We start from the raw sequence: 25,471 nt of genomic DNA, 5'->3' as shown, positions 1-25,471 counted from the left end.
AAATAATGTAATGAAAAAAATATGTTTTAACCTTATCCTGTTTTGCGTGATTTCAATCTCATGCAACCGTATAGCCGCACAAAATTTTTTACATACTGAAGGACAGAACATCGTTGATGGCAATGGAAACAATGTACTATTGAGAGGTTTGGGCCTTGGCGGATGGATGGTTCAGGAAGGCTATATGTTGCAAACAGCAAATTTTGCAGGACCACAACATGTCATCAAACAAAAAATACAAGACCTGATAGGTGATGAGAAAACAAAGATATTCTATGATGCTTATTTGGCCAACGGCGTAACCAAAAGAGATATAGATTCGCTTGCCGCTTGGGGCTTTAACTCTGTAAGGTTGCCCATGCACTATAATTTATATACACCACCTATTGAAGACGAAAACAGTGAAGAAATCACCTGGATCGAAAAAGGATTTCAAATGACGGATGATGTGCTAAAATGGTGCAAGGAAAATCAAATGTATCTTATTTTGGATCTGCATGCCGCACCAGGTGGCCAAGGAAACGACGCCAATATATCTGATTATGACACCGCTAAACCATCACTGTGGGAAAGTGAGGCCAATCAAAAAAAAATGATCTCTTTATGGCGAAAGCTTGCAAACCGATATAAAGATGAACCATGGATTGCCGGATACGACATTATCAACGAACCTAACTGGAATTTTACCGGTGAAAATAAAAACGGCTGCGACGAAACATCAAATGCACCTTTAAGACAGCTAATGGTCGATATCACCAAAGCCATTAGAGAAGTGGATACCAATCACATTATTTTTATTGAAGGTAATTGTTGGGGAAATAACTACGAAGGTATTCTACCGGTATGGGACAACAATATGGTGTTAAGTTTCCATAAATACTGGAATTACAACACCAAAGCATCCATTCAAAAATTCTTGGACTACAGAGAGGAGTATAATGTGCCGATTTGGTTGGGCGAAAGTGGCGAAAATTCTAACGTATGGTTTAGAGAGGCCATACGTTTAGTAGAGCGCCATAATATTGGTTGGGCGTTTTGGCCCATGAAAAAAGTAGATAATACAGCAGGGGTTACTTCGGTCACAAAAAACCCTGGTTATGAAACTTTGCTCAACTATTGGAAAAACGGAGAAGAGAAACCTTCTGAAGATTTTGCATTTAATGCGTTGATGCAACTGGCCGATAATTACAAAATGGAACAGCTTACCATAAAGCCCGATGTTATCGATGCCATGTTCAGGCAAGTGCGAACAGATACCACCAAACCCTTTAAAGAACATAACATTCCAGGTATTGTATACGCAACAGATTATGATTTAGGTACCAATGGCCATGCCTATTTAGATAATGATTATATCAATTATAGAATAGATACCGGTAAACCCGTTACTTGGAACAAAGGAAGAAAAATGCGAAATGATGGTGTTGATATCCAAACCTGCAATGACCAAAAATCGAATGGATATGAAGTTTTTGATATTCATGATGGCGAATGGTTGCAATATACCGTTTACGCCAAGACTGCAGGAGAATTTGACGTTTCCATAAGATACTCAAGTAATGTCACGGGTGCATCTTTTCATTTGGAAAACGATAAAAAACACATTTCAAAAGTTGTTGCACTACCTAAAACCACAATTGACGAGACCGTATATAAGACCATAACCGTTGAAAATATCAAATTATCAAAAGGAGAACATAAAATCAAATTGGTTTTTGACAATGGTGGAGCAATTATTAACTATCTAGAATTTAAATAAATATATAAAGTTTTGAAAAATAAATATTTTATACCCATAGCAACATTAGTGCTGTTGGTTTCGTGTAACAATTCAAAAAAGGAGGCATTGAAAGTGTCGAACGAGAAGCCGACCGAGAGCATTGCAAGGTCTTTTAACGGCCAAAATGTAGAGGTTTACACAACTGCCAAAGACACCGAAAAACGATTGTCCCCTGATTCAAAGGCTACTTTTAAAGAGGCCCTACAACCCTTGGAAAACGAAGTGGCCATATTTGTTCATCCAGAAAAGCAGTTTCAAGAGTTTTTGGGCATAGGTGGAGCCATTACGGACGCTGCGGCCGAAGTGTTTTCAACTTTGAGCAAAGACAAGCAAGAAGAGTTGTTACGTGCCTATTATTCTGAAGAAGGAATCAACTATAATATCATTAGAACCAGTATTCACAGTAGCGATTTTGGATTGGGAAGCTACACCTATATTGAAGAAGGGGACAAAGAGCTTAAAACATTTTCCATAGAAAAAGATAAGCAGAAGCGTATCCCGATGATCAAACGGGCACAGGCATTGATCAACGATGACCTGGTATTCTATGCAAGTCCTTGGAGCCCTCCTGCCTTTATGAAATCGAACAACAATATGTTGCAAGGGGGTAAGTTGTTACCCGAATATTATCAAGCTTGGGCAAATTACTACATTAAATTTATTGAAGCCTATGAGAGCGAAAATATACCGGTTTGGGGGGTAACCATTCAAAATGAGCCCATGGCGGTGCAACGATGGGAGTCTTGCATTTATACGGCAGAGGAAGAAAGGGATTTTTTAAAGAATTATCTGGGGCCCACATTTGAAAAAGCGGGAATGGGTGATAAGAACATTGTAGTTTGGGACCATAACAGAGATTTGATCTCACATCGTGCAAATACCATTTTCGAAGACCCGGAAGCTATGAAATATGCCTGGGGCATTGGTTTTCATTGGTATGAAACATGGAGTGGTGGCGAGCCTAAATACGACAACCTAAAAAATATAAAGGAATCCTTCCCTACCAAAAATCTGTTATTTACAGAAGGATGTCAAGAAGGGTTTGACCCTACACAATACCAAAGATGGTCCAACGCAGAACGTTATGGCAATTCCATGATCAACGATTTCAACAATGGTACGGTAGGCTGGACCGATTGGAATATTTTATTGGATGAAAATGGAGGTCCGAACCATGTTCAGAATTTCTGTTTTGCACCCATTCATGCCAATACGAAGACCAATGAACTTATCTATACACCATCCTATTTTTACATAGGCCATTTCTCAAAGTTCATTAAAAAAGGTGCCCATCGGGTAAGTACCACTACGAGCAGAAGCACTATTGAAAGCACTTCGTTCAAAAATCCGGACGGGCAGTTAGTAACCGTTGTTATGAACAAAACGGACGATAGCATTACCTATAAATTATTGGTAGACCGATCTGAAATCAGTTATACCATTCCCCCGCATGCCATGCAAACCTTAATTTACCAAAGCCATAATCCTTAAAAAATAAATAAATGAAAAATACGGTCTTTTTGATACTTACAGTGCTTTTTTCGTTTCTCTCCTGTAGTAGTAACGAAGATGAAACCACCGGGCCCGACATACCTACCAATGTATCCATTTCCGGAGTTTTAGCGGGCGCCGATGGCAATAACCCCAACGGAGATGGTAGTGGTCTTGTTAATTTCACCATTACGGCCACCAATGCTACTTCGTACAAGGTTTTGATAAACAATGAAACACTAGAGCTAACCGACCCCACTTTTAGTTACACTTTTGACCAAGCAGGCACCAATGAATATCCGATTATTGTTTCGGCATATAACTCCGCAGGCTTTGCAAGTACCACCTACACCATAACCGTATATGTATATAATGAATTGCAATTGGTCTGGTCGGATGAATTTGATACAGATGGCGCCCCAAATCCTTCTAACTGGGGCTACGATCTGGGGGACCATGGTTGGGGCAACAACGAGTTACAGAATTACACCGATAATATTGAAAATGCCGTGGTAGAAAACGGGGTGCTTAAAATCGTTGCCAAGGCCAATGGAACGGGATATACTTCCGCAAGATTAAAATCACAGGGATTACAGTCGTTTACCTATGGTAAAATAGAGGTACGTGCAAAATTGCCCGGATCACAGGGAACATGGCCAGCAATTTGGATGTTGGGCTCAAGCTTTTCCACCGTAGGTTGGCCCCATTGCGGTGAAATGGATATAATGGAGCAGACAGGATGGGAAAAAAATAAGGTTTTAGGTACTTTCCATTGGCAAGATAGCGCAAGTGATTCTTATGCCCATTACGGATTGGAAACCGAAGCAAGTACATCTACTTCCGAATTTCATTTGTATTCCTTGGAATGGACACCGGAACTTATTCATGTATATTATGATGATGTGCGTTATGTAACCTTGGAAAACAACGAGAACCTACCCTTTAATGCCGATTTCTTTATTATATTGAACATAGCCATGGGAGGTAACCTAGGAGGTGATATTGATCCAGAGTTCACTGAGGACACCATGGAAATAGACTACGTTCGGGTATACCAATAAGGCATATCGCCTTTCATAAAGGGTATAGGCACTTGCCAAATACCGTTTTAAAAAAAGGGGAGGTCGGGTAGACCTTCCTTTTTTATATAATCCCATTTTATAACCCGATGACCATCACCGTGAGTAGGGGGCAGGCATTGGTCAACTCATAAATTAATACAAAAACGCCCGTAAGAACAGTGGACTTGCCTTAATTTTATACTATCATGTTTAATTGAAAAGACTTGCTAGAGAAAAGACGACAACTGCCCCAAGAACAATTTACAGAAGAAGAACATTTCATTTACTGTTTAGAAGGAGTTCTTGACATAGAAACACCCCAAATGACCGAGACACAGGCAAGTTTAGAGCATCTAGCCATTACATATGGCATAGCAAGTATCTATAAAACATGCGATACTATCGAAGGGCTCGAAGATAGCTTAAATGCTTTGGTCTTGGACGATCATAATTTTAAGGACTATGAAATCATCTACCTGGTAATGACCGGTGAGGCCAATAGTATCTGCTTAAACGACTACTACTATAGTTTACAGGAAATTGCTGAAATTTTCGAGGGAAGGTTAAAAGGTAAGATCCTGCATTTTTCAAATGCAAAAGTGCTAGATTTGGACGAGGAGGAAGCTCAATACTTCTTGGATATCACCAACGCAAAAGCCGTTTCTGGCTATGGCAATGTATTTAACGGAATAAGCAGCGTAAATCTCGATAAAGCATTCTTTAACTTATTTAAGGAAGATGACAATATGTTCGATGTGGTCGAAGAGCTGCACCAAAGGCATTACAACATCTGTAAATTGCTGGATTTTAGGTTGTACTATTGATTGTAGGATTATAAACCAGTCTTTTTCATTAATTACAGGATCCCATATTGAAGCCACGTAAATTAAACAGATTGATGACCCTGTTCGTAATTCTCTTTAATAACTAAATGCTGAGGGGATATTTGATATGATAGAATTATAGCTTACACGTGACAATTGAAATTATCCTATGGATGATTTTAATTGGCGGCGAGATGGCGCGTTGGCAAAAGAACACTCTAGTAAAACGGCTTTGACATAATATCTGCCGATATGAACCTAAAGGCGTCATATCTGATATTATATCAAATGCAAGCATGCGCCGTTTTACACATTAGACAAATCTGTATCATAATGTTCCGCGTTATGTAACTTGAGCTTTGGTAAAAGCGAAAGTTGTTACCATCTTCATTGATTTTTTTCTTCATAAAAACTTTCTTCTAAAAAGGTAATGGAATACTCTTTGCCCAAGTGACGATAGGAGCGAAGTGGTAATGTGTATGTAATGGCTAATATGCCTTTGCACAACCATTGCATCTAGAATTTAATATCTTTGTACTAATGAAATTCTTAAGCTTCATATTAGCAATTATAATGTTTACTTTGATCGCAGCGCCGTGTTCTGATGGTCAAAATTCTGAAGACTTGCAAAAGGAAGAATTGAGTGTTGCCCACAATCATCAAGAAGATAATGACGATTCTTGTCCTATAACTTGTATTTGTAATTGTTGTGGTATGACAATAGCATATGAGCCTTTAGTCACATTTAAGCTCAATTTTTATCACAATATTTCTGCACAATTAATTGCTACTTATCAGTCAATTTATAGATTTAACTTTCATTCCAACATTTGGCAACCACCCCAAATAATTAGCTAAAACTTCACTATTTCATTTCAACTTTTTAGTTAATTACAATCATATTCAATGAACAAGTATATATTGAGCATAAAGCTCATATTAATGCTATGCCTATCGTTAAAGGCACAAACATCAAATATTCAAATAAACGTCTATTCAGAGATTGAAAATGAACCGTTAATTGGTGCAACAGTTTATTTTAAAACATTAGAAAAAGGCGCAATAACCAATTTCGACGGTATTGCTGTGTTTAAAGAAATACCCGACGGACAATATCAAATAGTAATTTCATTTTTAGGATTTGAAACTTTAGAAACTACAATTCAACTTCCAAGCGAATCGAGTTTTATATTTAAACTTAAAGAAGGTGCTAATGAACTAGATGAAGTTGTACTTCAATCAAGCCGTAGCACTAGAACAGTAAAAAAGATACCAACACGTATCGAGTTTATCGGAGTCGAGGAATTAGGGGAAAAAGCAATAATGAATCCTACGAATATTTCTATGGTACTACGCGAAAGTACAGGTATACAAATGCAACAAACCTCATTAAGTAGTGGTAGCACAAATATACGTATTCAAGGATTAGACGGAAGATATACGCAGTTATTGAGAGATGGTTTTCCGCTATATGGTGGCTTTTCTAGCGGATTGAGCATTCTACAAATACCACCTTTAGATCTCAGGCAGTTTGAAATAATAAAAGGTAGTTCATCAACATTGTATGGAGGTGGAGCTATTGCCGGATTGGTAAATATGGTATCAAAAACACCAGATAAAGAACCTGCATTGGATATTATGCTCACTCAAACACAAGCATTGGGTAGTACAGCAAACATTTTTTACAGTAAACGAAATGAAAAGTTTGGTGTATCTCTATATGGGTCTGGACATTCACAAAAAGCCTTTGACCCTGAAGAAGATGGCTTTAGTAACTTACCGAAAACTACATCAATATCATTAAACCCAAAACTATTTTATTACCCATCAGAAAAAACAACAGTTTGGTTTGGACTAAATGGAACCTATGACGATAGAGTTGGTGGAGATATTACCAAAATTGAAAGCGGAGAAAATGGTATTCATCAATATTCTGAGGAAAACATTTCAAAACGTCTAGGTAGTCAACTTGTCTATCAAACAGAGTTCGATTCTATTAGTTCATTACAGTTTAAAAATAGTTTTTCATTTTTCGATAGAAACCTGACTGTTCCTGATTTAAACTTTGATGGCAAACAAGCTAATACCTTTACTGAAATTACCTATAATAGAGAAACAGAAAAAGCTGATTGGATATTTGGAGTAAATTTGTATTCCTCAAACTTTAACGAGAATGATAATTCACTACTACAACGGGACCAAAAAGATGTAACCTTTGGTGCATTTGCCAATAACATCTATGACCTATCACATAATTGGATTTTAGAAACAGGATTTAGAGCTGATTATAATAATGATTTTGGCTTTTTCCCACTGCCGAGAATATCGTTGCTTTTTAAAACTGATAATGGGTTTTCAAGTCGAATAGGCGGTGGTTTAGGTTACAAAATACCAGATATATTTACAGAAGAAGCAGAATATATAAATTTTGAAAGTATTCTTGCTATAGATAAATCTGCACTAGATGCAGAACGTTCTTATGGTGTAAATTTCGATTTTAACTATCAATCACGTTTAACCGATGAGATTGGTTTTTCTATTAATCAACTATTCTATATCACAGCGATAAATAAGGGGTTGCTACTAAATTCAACAGATAACGGATTTTTTCAATTTGAAAATGCCCCAGATGAAATCCTCAGTAAAGGAGCAGAAACCAATATTAAATTCACTTATAAAGACTTTAGATGGTTTTTAAACTATGCGCTTATTGATACCAAACTAAATTATTTGCCAGGTAACCCACAAAAACCTTTAACGGCAAAGCACAATGCTGGTAGCGTTTTAATGTACGAGTCTGAGAAATGGCGAATTGGCTATGAGACTTATTACACAGGAAAACAACTTTTATCAAACGGTACTGAAACAACAGATTTCGTTACTATGGGTTTACTGTTAATGCGTAATTTTAAATTGGGAAGCGTATTTATCAATTTTGAGAACTTTACAGATAGAAGACAAAGCAGATTTTCTCCATTAGTTTTACCACCTCACGATAATCCTGTCTTTCCGGAGATTTATGCGCCAACAGATGGTTTTATTTTTAGTGTAGGACTTATCATTAAACCATTTGGCAACGAAGACCACAATTAATTATGGAAACAATTGAACAACTATTAGAATCAAAAGATATTCGTGTTACAGCCATGCGGTTATTGATATATAAGTTTCTTTCCGAAAACAAGACAGCTGTGACACTAAGTAATATTGAAAATGCTTTTGAAAAGGCAGATAGAACTACGTTATATAGAACTATAAAAACCTTTGAGGAAAATGATATTGTACATCAGATTGATGATGGCACTGGAATAACCAAATATGCACTATGTGAACAAGGCTGTAACTGTGATATAAAAACCGATTTACACTTACACTTCCATTGTAATAGTTGCAATGAAACCGTTTGCTTAACAGACCATAAGATACCTCAAATAAAAGTTCCTGAAGGTTTTGTTTCAGAAAATGTAAACTTGGTTGTAAAAGGTATTTGCGATAAGTGTAGTGGGCAATAAATGCACTTCCATTGCACTAGCTATTAAACTAATTTTATCCGAAAATTAATGGATATGAAGTTTAATACTAAAATACCTAAACATCTTAAGCAGGCATATAATGAAGAATTAAAACAATACAGTACTTGTTTAGAAAATAAACAATATGGTAGTGCTTGGTATCATTTAGAGCGTAGTCATATCATAGGTCAATCTTACCCAATTGAGCATACCTATTCACATTGGTTGATGCTAAAGTTTGGGGTGATGGACAAGAATACAAAAGAAGTATTTGGACAAATCCTTAGATTAATTGTTGGCGGTTGGAAATCGTTTATTAACCATATACCGCTAGGCAATACAGGAGGTACAAATGTACCACCATTAAGACCTATGCCTATTCCTGATGATATAAAAGAATTATTCAATACAAAATGAGAAAAAAGAAAGTCAATTTAAGAGATTTAAAACCAGATTCAGAAAAAGAGCATAGTCACAATGATGGGCATAATCATAATAGCACTGAGAGTGTTTCCAGATTAAAAACCTATATTCCTGCTATCATAAGTTTTATAATGCTTATCGTAGGTATTGCCATTGATTATTTTGATGCTTTACCATTTTTTGAAGGTTGGGTGAGAATTATTTGGTATACCATTGCTTACATACCCGTTGGATTTCCAGTAATAAGAGAAGGTTGGAATAGTATTAAAAATGGAGATTTCTTCACAGAATTTTTTCTAATGTCCATAGCAACCTTGGGTGCTTTCGCCATAGGCGAATATCCAGAAGGTGTGGCTGTAATGTTGTTTTATGCCGTGGGCGAATTATTTCAACATGCAGCAGTCAATCGAGCAAAAGGAAATATAAAAGCATTGCTCGATGTTCGGCCTAATGAAGCGCTAGTCAATCGTAACGGTGACTTTATTTCGGTTAACCCTGAAGCTGTAGAAATAGGAGAAAAGATTCAGGTGCGTGTCGGGGAAAAAGTGCCAGTAGATGGCATTTTAGTTTCGGATAAAGGTTCTTTTAATACTGCTGCCCTTACTGGGGAAAGTAAACCTGATACTGTCCAGAAAGGAGCGTCTGTTTTTGCAGGAAGTATTAATCTTGATGGTGTTATAGAAATTGAAACGACTAAAGAGTTCAAAAACAGCTCGATTGCTCGAATACTGGATATGGTTCAAAATGCCACAGCTCGAAAATCCAAAACAGAACTATTTATTAGAAAATTTGCACGTATTTACACGCCTATTGTGGTTTTTCTAGCTATAGGACTCACGTTGTTGCCTTATTTCTTTGTTGATGATTACGTTTTTAGAGACTGGCTCTATCGAGCTTTAATCTTTCTTGTAATCTCTTGTCCCTGTGCACTTGTTATTTCAATTCCCTTAGGGTATTTCGGTGGACTTGGCGCAGCATCCCGAAATGGAATTTTATTCAAAGGAGCCTCTTTTCTCGATGCAATGACTAAAGTAAATACCGTTGTAATGGATAAGACCGGAACGGTTACAAAGGGAGTTTTTAAGATTAAGGAAGTTGTAAATGATTCCGCTTTCGCGAAGGCAGACTTTATGAAATACCTAATGGCAATGGAAGAGCAATCTACACATCCCATCGCCAAGGCTATTATGGAATACAAAGCCGAAGGCGCAGACTATGTTGCCAGCGAAGTATCTGAAATTGCAGGAAAGGGGCTGAAAGGAACGGCAAACGGAAAAACCGTGCTTGTAGGAAACAAAGCATTAATGACTTCAAATGCTATTGACGTTCCTTCGGAGACAGATACCATTGTTGAATCTATAGTAATGGTAGGAATAGACGGCAAATTTGCTGGCTATGTAACTATCGCAGATGAGTTGAAAGAAGATGCACAACAAGCTATCAAGGAAATCCGCAAATCAGGCATTTCTAAAATCATAATGCTTTCGGGCGATAAAGATTCCATTACGCAACAAGTTGCAAAAGAATTAGGTATCGATTGGGCAAAAGGCGGATTACTCCCGGAAGATAAGCTCAACGAAGTAGAAAAACTCAAAGCACAACCAGATACAAAGGTTGCTTTTATAGGTGATGGTATCAACGATGCACCTGTATTGGCTGCAAGTGATGTCGGCATAGCAATGGGAGGTCTAGGAAGTGATGTTGCCATAGAAACGGCAGATGTAATTATTCAAAATGACCAACCATCAAGGATTGCTCGTGCCATTAAAATAGGACGCTCTACAAGACGTATCGTTTGGCAAAATATCGCATTGGCTTTCGGAATAAAAATCATAGTTCTTATTCTTGGTGCTGGTGGACTTGCTACAATGTGGGAAGCCGTGTTTGCTGACGTGGGTGTAGCATTGTTAGCTATTTTGAATGCAGTTAGATTGCAGAGAATGAATTGGAGTTAGCACATACATCAATTAATAATTGGGTAAAAAATCAGTACTTTGTTTCAAATAGAATCTCGATGTTAAAATCGGCCTAAGAGGATTTTGGTAAAACACGCGAGAAAATAAATGCGACCCACGGAGTATTTATTTTTAGGCGAGACGGAGCGCTGGCAATTCAACTAAAAGTTCTCTTAAAACTATACAACTTAATAGAGTAGCCGAAAGGTTTCTCCCTAGGGTTTCTAAAAATTTGAAATTTTCGAAAAATTTTTTTCTGTGTAGAAATATTGAAACTACGTAAATTAAACAGGTTGATGACCCGCTTGTAAGTTTTAATCGATTCTCAGAGCTTGAGGGCTATTTTATATAAATATAGAATTATAGCTACTTGGATTAAACTTCTGTGGAATTTCGCCAGCGCACCAGCTTTCTTGATTTTAGCTTCAGCCACTGGCTAAACCTAAAATACAAAATGTACTATAATGTTCTGCGTTATGTAACTTTAGCTTTGGTTAAAAGCGCATGTTAGTAATCTTATTCTAGAAAAATTTAATCTATATGTTTCTTTACTCAGTTAATGGAACACTCTTTTTCTGAAAGGGCAGAGGAGTGGTGGAAAATGTGTGTGAATTGAAATATGTTTATTGTAATTTAAAATAAGAACCTACCAAAATATTTGATTTCAATAGGTTCTAATTTATAGTTTTTAATGGTTGTGATTCGAATGGTCTTCCGATTTCATTTCACCTGATTGATTCATCATCATTTCGTGGTCGTATTTACAACAACCTGGTAAACCATCGTAAGCTTCTTCACTACCTGCAACTTTTTCGGTATCATATCCTGAAGCTGCAATAGCTTTGTGAATTGTTATAGCATCTGTTTTGGTATCATCAAAAGAAACATCAATCTTCTTTTTATCGACATCCCAATTAGCACTTGCAACACCTTCAACTCTATTGGCTGCTTTTTCTATAGTATTTTTACACATACCACAATTTCCTCTTACACCAAAAGACAGATTCGTCATTGCCATATCTTTTGATATTTCAGTAGTTGTGGTTTCGTTTTTGGTTTCGTTCTTGCAACTTGTTAAACCTAATGCTGCTATTACAGCTACACTTAAAATTACTCTCTTCATTTTTTAAAATTTAATTATTAACACTTCTATTTAATTATTCTATGACTTGTTTTACTTCTCCACAGGTTAGCATGGCGCTACCAAAATAGGGATTGATTACTTTTTCTTCTTTACTCAACCAATACGCTCCTTTATTATTATCACCCATAGGACAAAACTCCACATACACTTTTTCATTGACACCAAACAGTTGTACAGCATTTATTAAGTGCGATGATAGATGTTTGAAGTGGTCTCTTTGTTCTTTTATATCTGACGTTTTAGAAATGGATGTTGCAGAAGCTTGTATTTCTTTTACTAATGACATCCAATGGTTATGCGCCTTATAATCTGACAACAATTTCATATCTACTTTGTTCAATTTATTTAATAAAGTTGTTGCGTTTGCTGATGTACTTTTTGAATCTTCTTTTACTAAAGCATTTTTTAAATTGATATAATCATTGTAAACAACTTTTAATTGTTCTTGGAATTTCTCTGATACTGTCAATCTTTGGTTCATATTAGTATGGTCACTTTCTTTTTTTGATGTCTTATTATCCATTTCTAAATGTCCTTCGTGACCTGTCATTACTTTGCCACCATTCTTATTCATCATAGACTTTTTACCTTGCAATTGTGCTGCTGCATCTACTGTAAATGTTCCGTTAGTTACTATTTCATTGCCAACAAATAATCCCTCTAAAACTTCATATTCATTACCAATTTGATTACCTAAAACAACTTCACGCATTTCAAAAACGGTTTGGTCTGGATTGGTTTTTAAATAGACCACAGAACGTTTACCTGTCCAAAGTACAGCAGATGCTGGAATTGTTAATACCTCATTATTACTACCGTTAACTCGTTCAATATTTGCGGTTACAAACATTCCTGGTTTAAATACATCGTTCTTATTATTAAGCACCACACGTAAGGTTACCGTTCTTGTTCTGGTATTTAATATTGGTTCAATGAAATCTACTTTCCCTTTAAATTCCTTATTAGCATAAGCGTTTGTAGTCACTAAAACTTCTTGTCCCTTTTTAAATAAATCGATTTGATTTTCATATACATCAAAGTTTGCCCAAACCGTATTGAAATTTGCAATTTTAAGCAATGGTTGACCTTGTTTTATGTAATCGCCTTGTTCTACTAATTTTTCGGTAACTGTTCCTGAAACGGTTGCATAGACTGGAAAGTTTTCTTTCACCTTTCGGGATTCTTCAATCTGATTAATTTGATTTTCAGATAGCTTCCACAACTTCAATTTATTACGAACCGCCTTATATAATGTAGGTTGCGATTCCTTTAAAGATGATGCTGTAATTAACTCTTGTTGTGCCGCATACAATTCTGGCGAATAAATGGTTGCTAATAATTGACCTTTACAAACTTCCTCACCTGTAAAACTGACATTCAATCGTTCTATTCTGCCTGAAAAATAACTGACTTGTACTGCGTTTGCTTCTTCATTTTCAGCAATTTTACCTGATAATTTAATGGTGATGCCATCAACATTTCCTTTGCCAACAACAGTTGTTTGAATATTGGCTAATGCCATCGCATTTTCAGTTATCTTGAATTGGTCTGCCAACAAACCATCACTTCCACTTTCCGCAGGAATTAAATCCATACCACAGATAGGACAATCACCTGGTTCTGGTTGCATAATTTGTGGATGCATAGAACACGTCCACATTTGATTGGTTTCTGTTGTTTCCGTATGATTGTGCTCTGTACTTTCATTGGACGAACTTCCAAATAGCAACCAACCCAAGAGTAAACCAATTATTAATATTCCTATGTAAACTATATATTTTTTCATTTTAAAAGATATTTAATAACATTAGTATTGCCATTACAATCATTATGGCATTCTCAATAAAAGTGGCTTCTGTCATTGGTAACTTTAAAGCTGTACCTAAACAAGCGCATCTAATAGATTTTTTATCTAATAAAGTTTTAGTTACTCCAATGGTTGTAATACCTAATACAACAAGTGTTATTATTAAAGCAATTTCTACTTTAAGACGCATTAAAAACATTAATCCCAAAGCAGTTTCAATAAATGGATAAATCCATCCATAAGCAGGAACTCGTTTTGCTAATGGGTCGTACATTTTGAAAGATTCTGGGAAGCCTTTTAAATCTAACATCTTGAAGAAGCTAAACACAATGTAGAATAAGCCCATAAAGTCGAGCATAAATGCGCTCCAAGTCCAATCTTTATAATGTAATAAGACACTTGCCGTTGCTATATAAAAGATGATTAGTAGTAAAGGTTTTAATTGCTGTAGTTTGCTTTTTTCTTCTTCCATTGGCATTGTAGATGCAAACACATTCTTTTCTTGCTTTTCTGATAAGGTATACTTTTCTGGTAATGCTTTTTGTAATATATCTGTTGAAATATGTTTATTCATATTTACTTCTGCTTCACCTTTTTCGAGATTAACTTCAACATTAGTTACATCTTCTATGTTTTCTAAACTTTTTTCTACAGATGCTTTACAACTGCCACAAGTCATTCCTGTAATTTTATATGTGTGTTTCATTTGTTATTGAATTAAATAATTAATAATTGTGCTTTGCACATAGTAGCCCTTAATAGACTCTATTTGGTTCAATTGAAACTTTAGTTGCAATTCCTGAATATCCAAAACATCATTAAAATCAATCGTTCCTGTTTCGTAGCTTTTGATTAAAATGTCTTCAGCATCTTTGGCTTGTTTTAAGTTCTTGGTCTGTGTAGCATAACTTATTCTTGTCGAAATACGCTCATTAATTGCTTTACTTAAAAGCGTTTCCAAAGTGTTTAAGCGTTCCTGTTTTTGAGCTGTTATTTCTTGCTGTTCTAACTCATTTTGCTTGGTTTGAGATTTATATTTTTTATTAAAAATTGGGATGGACACCGAAACCATTGGCATCACAATATCTTTTCCGTTATCCGTGAAATTCATATCTGGTCTTTCAGAAACGTTGATATAGTCCAAGCCAAAACCAATCATAGGACTGCTTTCTTTTTGGTTTAGTAATTCTGATTGTTCTATGGATTGATATAGTTTATCATACTTCAACAATTCGGGATGTAATGCTAAATTTTTAGTAGTGACTTCAAAGTCTTCTGAAGGCATCATTAAACTATCTACCACAGTAACAGCAATATCATTTTCCCTATTCAAAAGATTATTAAGATTCGTTTGTTCTGCTAAAAACTGTTGACTTAAAACATCTTTTAGTTGTTGCATTTCGTTTTGACGCATTTGCAATCGCAACACATCTACAGCAGATGCTTTACCAACCTCAACAGAGGTTAATGCTAACGTTTCGTAGGTTTCCAATAGTTTAATATTCTCGCTTAAAATCTTTTGTTTTGCTTTATTAGCATAAAGATTATAATAGGATTGTGATACAGAAGCCATCAATTTTCGCTTTGCAATAACAATGTCCTCATATTTTGCATCGGCTAATGAACTGATATAATTTTCTCGTGAAGTAATTGTACCAAACCACGGTAACATTTGTTTAGCCGATACTTTAAATCGTTGCGCTCCTGTTCGTGTTTCTGGTTCGCTCACAAAGTAACCTACACCAAATTCAGTATTAGGAATCGTATTGACTTCATTTACTTTTTCTGAAACTCTTTTGTACTGTAACTCGAATTTTTGAATTTCTGGATTGTTATTTAATGCTACATCAATAAGCTTTTCTAACTCTTGACTTTGTGCAGAAAAAACAAAGCATAAAGAACAAAGAACAAAGACTGTTTTTATATTGATTTTTATGTATTTCATTTTGTTGCTCTTTTTAGTTGAACTTCGGATTTCCAGCTGTATAATACTGGCACTACAAATAGGGTTATTAAGGCTATGAGCATTCCACCAAAACTTGGTATGGCCATCGGAATCATAATATCGCTTCCTCGTCCTGCAGAGGTTAATACTGGCAATAATGCTAAAATGGTTGTAGCTGTAGTCATTAAACAAGGTCTGATACGTTTTTCTCCTGCTTCTACTATGGACGCTCTAATTTCCTTTTTATTCTCTGGTGTATTTCTATTAAAAGTTTGCGTTAAATAGGTTGCCATAACCACACCATCGTCTGTTGCAATACCAAAGAGTGCAATAAACCCAACCCAAACCGCTACACTTAAATTAATGGGGTGCATCTGGAATAAATCACGCAGATTTTCGCCAAAGAAATTGAAGTTTAAAAACCAATCTTGACCATAGAGCCATATCATTATAAAGCCACCAGCAAACGCTACTGCAATACCTGTAAATACCATTAATGATGTGCCAACAGAACGGAATTGGAAATACAGTATTAAAAAGATGATTGCCAATGCTAACGGTACAACAACAGATAGTGTTTTTTCTGCTCGCAACTGATTTTCATACGTTCCTGTGAATGCATAATTGATACCTTTTGGAACTATCAATTCACCAGAGTCTATCTTTTCTTGAATCAATGTTTGTGCATTTTCAACAACGCTTACTTCTGCAAAACCATCTAATTTATCGAACAGTACGTAACCTACTAAAAAGGTATCTTCACTTTTAATGACTTGTGGACCTTGTTCGTAACGAATGGTTGCCAATTCGCTTAATGGAACAGGACTGCCTTTTTCAACTGGCACATAAATCTGTTGTAAGTCTGTTGGATTTGCTCGTAATTCTCTTGGGTATCGCACACGAACACCATATCGCTCTCGACCTTCAACCGTTTGAGTTAGTACCATACCACCAACAGCTACTTTTAATACGTTTTGCACCTCTTCAATACTTACACCATAACGTGCTATTTTTTCTCTATCAATATCAATTAACAAATAGGGTTTACCAACAATACGGTCTGCAAAGACAGCTTCTTTTTTAACACCTTCAGCTTCCTTGATGATGTTTTCTAATTGCACACCAAACGCTTCAATTTGCTTTAAGTCTTGACCTTTTACTTTTATTCCCATAGGTGCTCGCATTCCTGTTTGAAGCATTACCAATCGGGTTTCAATCGGTTGTAGCTTTGGTGCTGACGTAACACCTGGTAATTTGGTAACTCTTACAATTTCATCCCAAATATCATCAGGTGATTCAATTTCTGGTCGCCAATTACGATAGTATTCACCATCGTCATCTTCAATGAGTTGAGAGCTTTTGACTGTGCTATATGCAACATTTTTGGAATTATTTGGATTAGAAATAAAACGACCATCTTTTAATTCAAACAAACCATCCTCATTTACTTTGTAGCGTTGTCTTTCTCCATCTTTATTCAGCATGTATTCAGGTTTATACTGAATGATGTTTTCATACATTGATAGAGGTGCTGGGTCTAATGCTGATTCTGTTCTACCTGCTTTACCTACAACTGTTTCAATTTCTGGAATACTGGCTACTGCCATATCTAATTGCTGTAAAACTCTTTTATTTTCTTCTACGCCAGAATGTGGCATTGATGTTGGCATAAGTAGAAATGAGCCTTCATTTAAGGATGGCATAAACTCTTTGCCTGTGTTCTTCATAATGAAAAACCCTGCAATTACAATAGCTGTTGGAACAGATAGGAATAATAGTTTATTGTCTAAACACCACCTTAAAATACGCGTATAGTATTTGATGAATAGTGAAAAAACACCTAATAAACCAAAGCAAATAACACTTACAAAAATGAGATTCCAGAAGATACTTTTATCAACGCCTAATGGTCGCCAATATTCGGCTAACAGGAATACTATCGCAGATGCTGAAATAATGATGTTGATAAGATTAGTTTGTTTGTCTGTTACCTTATTTTGAAGATTGAGAAGTGCTGTAATTCCAAAAGCTATCAAAATCAATCCCAACCAATACCCGTAAATTATAGCAACAATACCCAATACAATTAAAGCCCCATTTAAAACATATTTAAAAGTGTTTTTAATGCTTTTCTTTCTGAATAAATAAGCGGCAAACGGTGGAATTAAAAATAAAGCGACAATAATAGATGCTGTTAACGCAAAGGTTTTTGTGAAGGCTAATGGTCTGAATAATTTTCCTTCTGCACCAATCATTGTAAATACAGGAATGAAACTGATTATTGTTGTCATTACTGCGGTTACAATCGCACCAGATACTTCTGCTGTGGCATTATATACTACTGTATTGATGGATTTTGTTCCGTCATCTTCATCCAAGTGCCTTATAATGTTTTCTGAAAGTATGACACCCACATCTACCATTGTTCCAATAGCAATTGCTATACCTGATAAAGCGACAATGTTTGCATCTACTCCAAAGAACTTCATAGCTATAAAAACCATTAAAACCGCAACTGGTAGTAGTCCAGATATAAGTACAGATGCTCGAAGATTGAATACCATAATGATAATGACCAAAATGGTAATTAGTATCTCTAATGTTAAGGCTTCATTGAGTGTACCTAACGTTTCTTGAATCAATTCTGTTCTATCGTAAAATGGTACTATGGTTATTTGTGAAGTTCTACCGTCTGCTAATACTTTTGAAGGTAAGCCTGCACTTAATTCATTAATTTTTTCTTTTACATTATTGATTACTTCCATTGGGTTTGCACCATAACGAGCCACAACAACAGCACCCACAACTTCTGCACCTTCTTTATCTAATAATCCACGTCTTGTTGCGGGACCTAATGATACTTTTCCGATGTCTTTAATTCGTATTGCTGTATAATCTTCGGAAGTAACGACTGCGTTCTCTATGTCTGAAATAGACTTGACATAACCTAAACCACGTACTAAATATTCTGCATTATTGATTTCAATAGTTTGTGCACCAATATCTTTATTACTTTCCTTAACTGCTTTTACAACGTGTTGCAATCCAATATTATATTGACGCATCAATTCAGGATTAACATCCACTTGGTATTCTTGAACATAACCACCAATTGAAGCGACTTCAGAAACACCACTTGCAGATGATAGCGCATATTTTACATAGTAATCTTGTATGCTACGCAGTTCGTGTAAATCCCAACCGCCAGTAACGTTTCCGTTTTCATCACGTCCTTCAAGTGTGTACCAAAATATTTGTCCTAATCCTGTTGCATCTGGACCCAAAGCAGGATTAACACCTTCAGGTAATAAACCACTTGGTAATGAGTTTAGTTTTTCTAATATTCTACTACGACTCCAATAAAACTCTACATCTTCTTCAAAAATGATATAAATACTTGAAAAGCCAAACATAGACGAGCTACGAATGGTTTTTACTCCTGGAATACCGAGTAGGGAAGTGGTTAATGGATAGGTAATTTGGTCTTCAATATCTTGTGGTGAACGACCATCCCATTTTGTAAAAACGATTTGTTGGTTTTCACCTATATCTGGAATGGCATCTACAGCCACAGGATTACTTGGTAAAAATCCAGTATCCCAATTGAAAGGTGCGTTTACAGTTCCCCATCCAACAAAAAGAGCAAGTAGCAGAACTGCAACGAGTTTATTCTCTATAAGAAATTTGATTGCTTTATTAAGCATATGATTTGATTATTAAACAGTTAGACATTGGTAGAATACCCAATAACCTTCAAAATAATCGATTGAATTCGTTTCTATTTCCTTTATATTTCAATATAAAATAGAACCGTAACTTTGGCTATGCTTATATTTTCTATTTCATCTAAAGAAAATATAATTCAAATTCACTATCAATCATTTTAAAATTCATTCGGTATTAAGAAAACACCGAATACAACAAATTATCCTTATGACATAAAGCCATAGGATAACACAGTCTATTGTTTAAAAATCAAATTAAATAAGTCTCGTCAATCTTGAAGATTTGCCTGACGACGAGTGGTGGTTCATATTCTTCAAAAGAAGATACATTGTTATCTAAACCTTCAAAAAGGTTAATATAGGTATAAACAAATGAGGCAATGAAAACTTGTTGTTCAAAAGAAATTTTGTCAACTTGTAATTGTAGTTCGTCTTGACCATCAACTACCAATTGTTCATCATTACAACAGTTTTTCTTGGTAATAGCACATCCTTCAGTAGAAGGTTTTTCCATTTCCATACCGCAACCTTTGGCTTTATGGAAAATAGCAGTCTCGACTAAAGTATCTCCGCAATAATGCATATTCATAGTAAATGACATTGTAGAGAATAACACTACAAAAGCCATTGCTAAAGACATTATTTTATGGAATACTTGTTTCATAAGTAGTTACAAAGTTATGAAATATCTATAACATCAATCTAAAATTATGTTAATTCCATGGATAATTGTGTGTAAAATGAATTGCCTGATCGATTAGATTTAAAAAAACAATCGAGCGCTTGGCAGCGGCAAATGCGTAGCATTCACGAATACCTATGAAAAACAATAGATCCCATGAGTAATTTTACATAACGACTAATTATGAGTACAGACGAAAGGTTTGTCGTGAGGGTTGCGGAATTTCTAAGTTTGGAATACATTTTCTTTTGTGTGCAAAATTTTCTTGTAGCGTAAATTAAACAGGTTGACGACCCTGTTGGTAATTCGCTTAAAAGCTACAAATGTGAGAGATATTTTACATAATAGAATTATGGCTTACAGATATTTTCAGCATTCCAGTAAAACGGCTTTTACATAATGGCTGACGATATAGACCTAAAGGCGCTATATCTGCAATTATGTAAAATGCAAGCATGCGCCGTTTTACGACATATACCAATCTGTACTATAATTTATATTATGTAAAATAGAGTTTTTAAGTAGCTACACTGGTATGAGTTTGTCCACAACCTAAACCTTCCTTCTTTATAACCTTATAAATCCTGATTGTTACTAGCAATAACTTCAATATCGCCCGTATAACTGATGGCATTGCGTTGCGAACTGTTTACGTAAAGCCTGGCATTCCGATTTGGAAACATGGTCAAAACAACATTATAATTCTCCGATTTCTCCGAAATTTCAAATTTAACGGTGTATTCATTGTTCGATGAATCAAAAATTGCCTCATACTTCTCAGGAACACCCTTAAACTCAATTCCAGCATCCTTTCCATAGCTACCACCAGATTGCCGTTCACCGTAATAAGATAAGTTAGCAGCAACCGTATCCCCTTCAATCTTCAGATAATTTCCCTTTTTTGTCAATTGAATGTTACCTGCCGTACTTCCTATCGGCAACAAACCTGCATTGGATATGGCATTTAAGCTATTACTCACCATAGGATGCGCACTGTGGGCTCCAAAAGAATAAGATTTACTTTCTATTAGGTCCTTAAAATTATTGAGTTCAGATGTCGTGTATGCAACCTTTGAGCTGCTGGAACACCCTACAAGAAAAAAAAAACATACAAATACCGCAAAGTGTTTTCATACATACAAAATATTAAAAGAAATCTACACCTTAGAATGTGTCATCATTATATACCTATTAATACTTTCTTCCAATCTTTTGGCTTCTTTCAGCTGGTGCCTCACCTTGGTCAAATGATCTTTTAAGATATTCTTACCGCTTTTTAGCAATGTCAACAACTCCAAATGCCCCTCCTCTACAGCTTCCATTTTGGCCGTAATCTGCTCTTTTTCTTCGTATTGTGAATATGTGGTGGGCTCAAATAAGTAAGAATCCAATTTTTGTTTAATCGACTGCAACCCTTTATAGCTTCTATCAATCCATACAAAACAAGCCTTTTTGTCAATTTTGCCCAACTGTGTATCATGAATTTCCATAACCATAGAGTTTTGAAGTTTTACCTCTTTAAATTACGGAAAATAAGTCATACTTTAAACTGATAAATATCACATTTTCAATGTTTAACACAAGTTTAAACTAGGAAAATGATTTTTATTGATTCTTTACATATGATATGTACAAAGATTTACGTAATTTAATCTTAAAGAAATAAAAGTTATGAATATCAATTTTGAGTATGACGATGTGAAGGCCAGTAATCGTTTAGAGATTATGGCCGCCAAGAAACTGGAAAAATTATTGGATAAGTTTGACTTTATCGTACGGGCGGATGTTTTCTTTAAAAAAGAAAACACTTCTTCTCCAGACACTGGAATGATCTGTAACATTCGCTTAAGCGCACCGGGTCCCAGATTGTTTGCAGAAGCCAGCAACAGCAGTTTCGAAGCCTCTATAAGCGAATCTGTTGACGACTTGCACAGACAGCTTCAGAAGCGAAAAGCTAAAATGCAATCACATTAAAAGTCTTTAATTTTCTAGCATATCATCGGCCGAATCCTCGAATTGGGTTTCGGCCGTGATTATATGTTGTACCTTTTCTGAAAAAGGACTTCTTTTTAACTCCCTTATCAGTCTTCTTCTTTTTCTATCCGAAATATCCAAGGTATCAAGAATCTGCTTGGTATGCCTCTGATGGGCTATCCTATTTTTCTTTAACTTAATTCTTTGATCTACAGGTAGCACATACTCGGGTTCAAACTTGTCCATCAACGTATACTTCTCTACCCTTACCTCTTTTTTGACCGTCTCTTGTCCCGACATGCCGAAAATACCGCATACCAAGACCATTAGGCCTAAAATGGCCCATTGGTTATTATTTTTCATTCGTGCGTAAATAGTGTTCTACAATAAAACTAGTCAATTTTTCAAAAAAGCATCCTATTTACCAAGCGATATGCATTCTATCGATATTACCATGCCTTTCATCCATTTTCCATATCCTTTCATCCTGAAAATCCCCTGCTCATACCCCCCTTTTTTATACCTATATATAAATAGGCTACCGCACTCCCCTATCCAGAACATTCTTGAAGTACCAGTTACCTGAATTGATTAAAATCATTTAAGAAAACGTCGAAATTTAGTACCTTCGGGGGCTTAAATAAAAAGCATTTTATGGTTGTTTGGATAATTTTTGTTGCATGTGTACTTGTTTTCCTTGCACTGGACCTTGGAGTTTTTCATAAGAACGATCATGTTATAAAGTCGAAGGAAGCCGGCATATGGACGGTAATTTGGGTGACCATTGCCTTCGCTTTCAGTGGTGTCATCTACTGGCTTTTTTCTAACGGATATGTTGAAAACCCTACAGGATTAACGCCCAACAATGCCGTACTTAAGTACATCACCGGCTATTTGATAGAACTATCCTTAAGTGTGGACAACGTTTTTGTGATCGCCGTAATATTCTCTTCCTTTAGAATACCACCTATCTACCAACACAGGGTTTTATTTTGGGGTATTTTAGGAGCCATCGTCTTTAGGGCGCTCATGATTCTTTTTGGCGTGGCATTGATTACTAAATTTGAATGGGTGATCTACGTTTTTGGTGTATTCTTGCTTTATACGTCCTTTAAAATGTTAAAGAGCGATGACAGCGATTTTAATCCAAAAGATTCTTTTGTTTTTAAACAACTAAAAAAGGTATATCCTGTTACTACGAGTATTAACGGACACGATTTCTTTGTTCGAAAAATGGGCGTTAAGGCGGCCACTCCCCTATTTGTAGCCTTGATCGTTATAGAACTGACGGACATCCTTTTTGCGTTGGACAGTATTCCGGCCATTCTGGCAATTACCGCAGATCCATTTTTGGTCTTTAGTTCCAATATTTTGGCCATATTGGGTTTACGCTCCATGTATTTCTTAATTTCCAGAATGCTGGAAAAATTCAGGTTTATAAATTATAGTCTTGTGGTTATTCTGGCCTTTGTAGGACTAAAGATGCTATTTTCCCACTATTTGGAACTACCGGAATGGGTTTCGCTGACCGTAATTTCCGTATCGTTGATCTCAGGTATTTTGGCATCCTTGCTCATTCCAGAAAAAGAATAATTCCCTATACAATTATCATTACTGAAAATCTTTTTACATTAAAAAATATACCCATAAGTATATTCGCAGGCAAGTACAAGGTTTAAGGTGTAACTTTCCATACCCAAAAACCTCCTGATACACCCCGCTTTATTTTAATGTTTTTAGATTCGGGTTGCTTTACAGACAAAAAAAATCCCCACATATAGCGGGGATTTTATTTCTAGAGCAAGGGAGTTTATTTATCCCTTTGTATTCTGTATTGCTTCCTCTTTAAGCTCTTCACTGGCAATGATCGCCAACTCCACCCTTCTGTTCTGGGCTTTTCCCTCGGCAGTGGAATTATCGCCAACAGGTTGCGTTTCGCCATACCATTTGGTCGTAAACCTGGTCGGTGAAATACCTTGGGCGATCAAATAATCTGTGACAGATTGTGCACGCTGTTTCGAAAGGTTCATATTATACTCATCTGAGCCGGCGCTATCGGTATGGCCCTCTACCAAAATATTCGAATTTGGATATTCTTTAAAAATACCGGCCAATTTGTTCAATGTAGAAGCAGAGGCTCCTTTTACATCCGACTTATTGGTATCAAAATAGACACCGGCATCCTCGTTGAAAGTTACATTGATACCCTCACCTACTCTTTTAACTTCCGCTCCAGGAATCTCCTCTTCGATCCTTTCGGCTTGCCTGTCCATTCTATTACCGATATATCCACCGGCGGCACCACCAACAACGGCTCCTAAAATAGCACCCAGTGCCGTATTGTTGCCATCGCCTACATTATTTCCTATGATACCTCCTATTACGGCACCACCTGTAGCTCCGATAGCAGCTCCTTTTTGTGTTTTGTTTGCATTTTTAATGGTACTACAGCTCATTACCAAGGCAAGAGCCAATACATAACTCGTATTCTTCAGTATTCTTGATTTCATCTTGTACTTTTTAAATGATTATGGGGGTGATTATTTTTTTGTAAAACTATAAACAACGGTCACGGGCTCTCCGTCGACAGTTACGTTAGACTTAAGCGTCATGGCATTTTCGGTCAACGACTCTATATTTAAACGATACCCAAGTCCACCGGAGATATCCTTGTTCTTTTCATCTATAAACTTAAACTGTAACTGGCTGGTGTAATTTTCCTCACGTTCCACTACCGACCATCTTATATACCTATCTCCTCCATTACAAAGTGTAGATGGGGCTATCGTGTAACGACCTGTACTATTATTGTCCCTAAAGAACCATTCGCTTCCTTCTAGACATATGTCTTCTACATCATTAAATAAAACTGCCTTAAAATTACCGGTGTTGTTTTCAAAAGACACATCGTTCAAACTCCAAGTTCCACTAAGTAAGTTTCTTTTTGACCTTGCATCCTTTGATATGGAGCAAGAAGACAATATAATTGCTAATGCCCCTAAAAATACTACTGCTTTTTTCATAAAAAAGATATTTTTTAATTTTCCTATATACGTTTCACATTCCATTCTTGGACGTGTTTAACAAACGTAACTTTGTCAAGTTTCGTGCAAAGTTCCGAAAAAGTAAATATTAGGATAGCCGCTTT

Annotated in this window: 21 protein-coding genes and 1 pseudogene; 11 read left to right on the top strand and 11 right to left on the bottom strand. The window is 36.0% G+C overall.

The features are described 5' to 3' along the window. Positions 1-10 precede the first annotated feature (10 nt). The 9 genes from AB657_RS03625 (at position 11) to AB657_RS03585 (ending at position 11,046) form a co-directional block, all read left to right on the top strand. Complete coding sequence (locus AB657_RS03625) at positions 11-1,759, top strand: cellulase family glycosylhydrolase (protein WP_047245247.1); 1,749 nt, start codon at positions 11-13, stop codon at positions 1,757-1,759. A 93-nt stretch (positions 1,760-1,852) separates the two neighbouring features. After that, on the top strand, positions 1,853-3,271 hold the full coding sequence (locus AB657_RS03620) for a glycoside hydrolase family 30 protein (RefSeq protein ID WP_232304906.1): 1,419 nt from the start codon (positions 1,853-1,855) through the stop codon (positions 3,269-3,271). Between the two features lie 11 nt (positions 3,272-3,282). Further along, positions 3,283-4,332, top strand: a complete 1,050-nt coding sequence (locus tag AB657_RS03615; RefSeq protein ID WP_047245246.1) for a glycoside hydrolase family 16 protein — start codon at positions 3,283-3,285, stop codon at positions 4,330-4,332. Between the two features lie 224 nt (positions 4,333-4,556). Further along, positions 4,557-5,156, top strand: coding sequence for a DUF6642 family protein (locus AB657_RS03610; RefSeq protein WP_047245245.1), 600 nt, complete (start codon positions 4,557-4,559; stop codon positions 5,154-5,156). A gap of 540 nt (positions 5,157-5,696) precedes the next feature. Further along, on the top strand, positions 5,697-6,014 hold the full coding sequence (locus AB657_RS18225; RefSeq protein WP_047245244.1) for a DUF6660 family protein: 318 nt from the start codon (positions 5,697-5,699) through the stop codon (positions 6,012-6,014). A 48-nt stretch (positions 6,015-6,062) separates the two neighbouring features. Then, entirely contained in the window at positions 6,063-8,249 is a 2,187-nt protein-coding gene (locus AB657_RS03600; protein WP_047245243.1) for a TonB-dependent receptor, read from the top strand. Positions 8,250-8,251: 2 nt separating this feature from the next. After that, positions 8,252-8,668, top strand: a complete 417-nt coding sequence (locus tag AB657_RS03595) for a Fur family transcriptional regulator (RefSeq protein ID WP_047245242.1) — start codon at positions 8,252-8,254, stop codon at positions 8,666-8,668. A 54-nt stretch (positions 8,669-8,722) separates the two neighbouring features. Further along, positions 8,723-9,085, top strand: a complete 363-nt coding sequence (locus AB657_RS03590; protein ID WP_047247782.1) for a DUF3703 domain-containing protein — start codon at positions 8,723-8,725, stop codon at positions 9,083-9,085. Next, complete coding sequence (locus AB657_RS03585; protein WP_047245241.1) at positions 9,082-11,046, top strand: heavy metal translocating P-type ATPase; 1,965 nt, start codon at positions 9,082-9,084, stop codon at positions 11,044-11,046. The genes AB657_RS03590 and AB657_RS03585 overlap by 4 nt, the downstream gene beginning before the upstream one ends. Positions 11,047-11,734: 688 nt before the next feature. Here the strand turns inward: AB657_RS03585 and AB657_RS03580 are convergent. The 8 genes and pseudogenes from AB657_RS03580 to AB657_RS03545 form a co-directional block, all read right to left on the bottom strand. After that, positions 11,735-12,169, bottom strand: coding sequence for a heavy-metal-associated domain-containing protein (locus tag AB657_RS03580; protein WP_047245240.1), 435 nt, complete (start codon positions 12,167-12,169; stop codon positions 11,735-11,737). A 34-nt stretch (positions 12,170-12,203) separates the two neighbouring features. Further along, positions 12,204-13,976: an efflux RND transporter periplasmic adaptor subunit gene (locus AB657_RS03575; protein ID WP_047245239.1), complete on the bottom strand. Its 1,773-nt coding sequence runs from the start codon at positions 13,974-13,976 to the stop codon at positions 12,204-12,206. 1 nt (position 13,977) lies between these two features. Further along, positions 13,978-14,703, bottom strand: a complete 726-nt coding sequence (locus AB657_RS03570) for a heavy-metal-associated domain-containing protein (RefSeq protein WP_047245238.1) — start codon at positions 14,701-14,703, stop codon at positions 13,978-13,980. A 3-nt stretch (positions 14,704-14,706) separates the two neighbouring features. Next, on the bottom strand, positions 14,707-15,942 hold the full coding sequence (locus AB657_RS03565) for a TolC family protein (RefSeq protein WP_047245237.1): 1,236 nt from the start codon (positions 15,940-15,942) through the stop codon (positions 14,707-14,709). Beyond that, positions 15,939-19,646 carry an efflux RND transporter permease subunit gene (locus tag AB657_RS03560; RefSeq protein WP_047245236.1) on the bottom strand — a complete coding sequence of 1,236 codons (3,708 nt, stop codon included), beginning with the start codon at positions 19,644-19,646 and terminating at the stop codon, positions 15,939-15,941. The genes AB657_RS03565 and AB657_RS03560 overlap by 4 nt, the downstream gene beginning before the upstream one ends. A 271-nt stretch (positions 19,647-19,917) precedes the next feature. Further along, the gene (locus AB657_RS03555; protein ID WP_047245235.1) at positions 19,918-20,331 is read right to left on the bottom strand and encodes an HYC_CC_PP family protein; all 414 of its coding nucleotides are present in this window, start codon (positions 20,329-20,331) and stop codon (positions 19,918-19,920) included. A 593-nt stretch (positions 20,332-20,924) separates the two neighbouring features. Continuing rightward, positions 20,925-21,389: pseudogene (locus AB657_RS03550) on the bottom strand (DUF4251 domain-containing protein); the annotation flags it as partial. A gap of 117 nt (positions 21,390-21,506) precedes the next feature. After that, on the bottom strand, positions 21,507-21,839 hold the full coding sequence (locus tag AB657_RS03545; protein ID WP_157491563.1) for a hypothetical protein: 333 nt from the start codon (positions 21,837-21,839) through the stop codon (positions 21,507-21,509). Positions 21,840-22,020: 181 nt separating this feature from the next. Here AB657_RS03545 and hpf point away from each other — a divergent pair, with 181 nt between their 5' ends. Next, entirely contained in the window at positions 22,021-22,323 is a 303-nt protein-coding gene (gene hpf, locus AB657_RS03540) for a ribosome hibernation-promoting factor, HPF/YfiA family (protein WP_047245232.1), read from the top strand. Between the two features lie 6 nt (positions 22,324-22,329). Here hpf and AB657_RS03535 read toward each other — a convergent pair whose 3' ends face one another. Then, positions 22,330-22,686: a hypothetical protein gene (locus tag AB657_RS03535; protein ID WP_047245231.1), complete on the bottom strand. Its 357-nt coding sequence runs from the start codon at positions 22,684-22,686 to the stop codon at positions 22,330-22,332. A gap of 291 nt (positions 22,687-22,977) precedes the next feature. Here AB657_RS03535 and AB657_RS03530 point away from each other — a divergent pair, with 291 nt between their 5' ends. Further along, positions 22,978-23,916: a TerC family protein gene (locus AB657_RS03530; protein ID WP_047245230.1), complete on the top strand. Its 939-nt coding sequence runs from the start codon at positions 22,978-22,980 to the stop codon at positions 23,914-23,916. A gap of 221 nt (positions 23,917-24,137) precedes the next feature. Here AB657_RS03530 and AB657_RS03525 read toward each other — a convergent pair whose 3' ends face one another. Together AB657_RS03525 and AB657_RS03520 are read right to left on the bottom strand one after the other, a co-directional pair. Then, positions 24,138-24,833 carry an OmpA family protein gene (locus AB657_RS03525; protein ID WP_047245229.1) on the bottom strand — a complete coding sequence of 232 codons (696 nt, stop codon included), beginning with the start codon at positions 24,831-24,833 and terminating at the stop codon, positions 24,138-24,140. Between the two features lie 30 nt (positions 24,834-24,863). After that, entirely contained in the window at positions 24,864-25,346 is a 483-nt protein-coding gene (locus tag AB657_RS03520) for a lipocalin family protein (RefSeq protein ID WP_047247781.1), read from the bottom strand. Between the last annotated feature and the right edge of the window lie 125 nt (positions 25,347-25,471).

Source organism: Maribacter thermophilus, from assembly GCF_001020565.1.
In the GTDB taxonomy this organism is placed as follows: Bacteria; Bacteroidota; Bacteroidia; order Flavobacteriales; family Flavobacteriaceae; genus Maribacter; species Maribacter thermophilus.
Note: the sequence above shows the minus strand (reverse complement) of the source record. Positions and strands in the feature narration are given on the sequence as shown.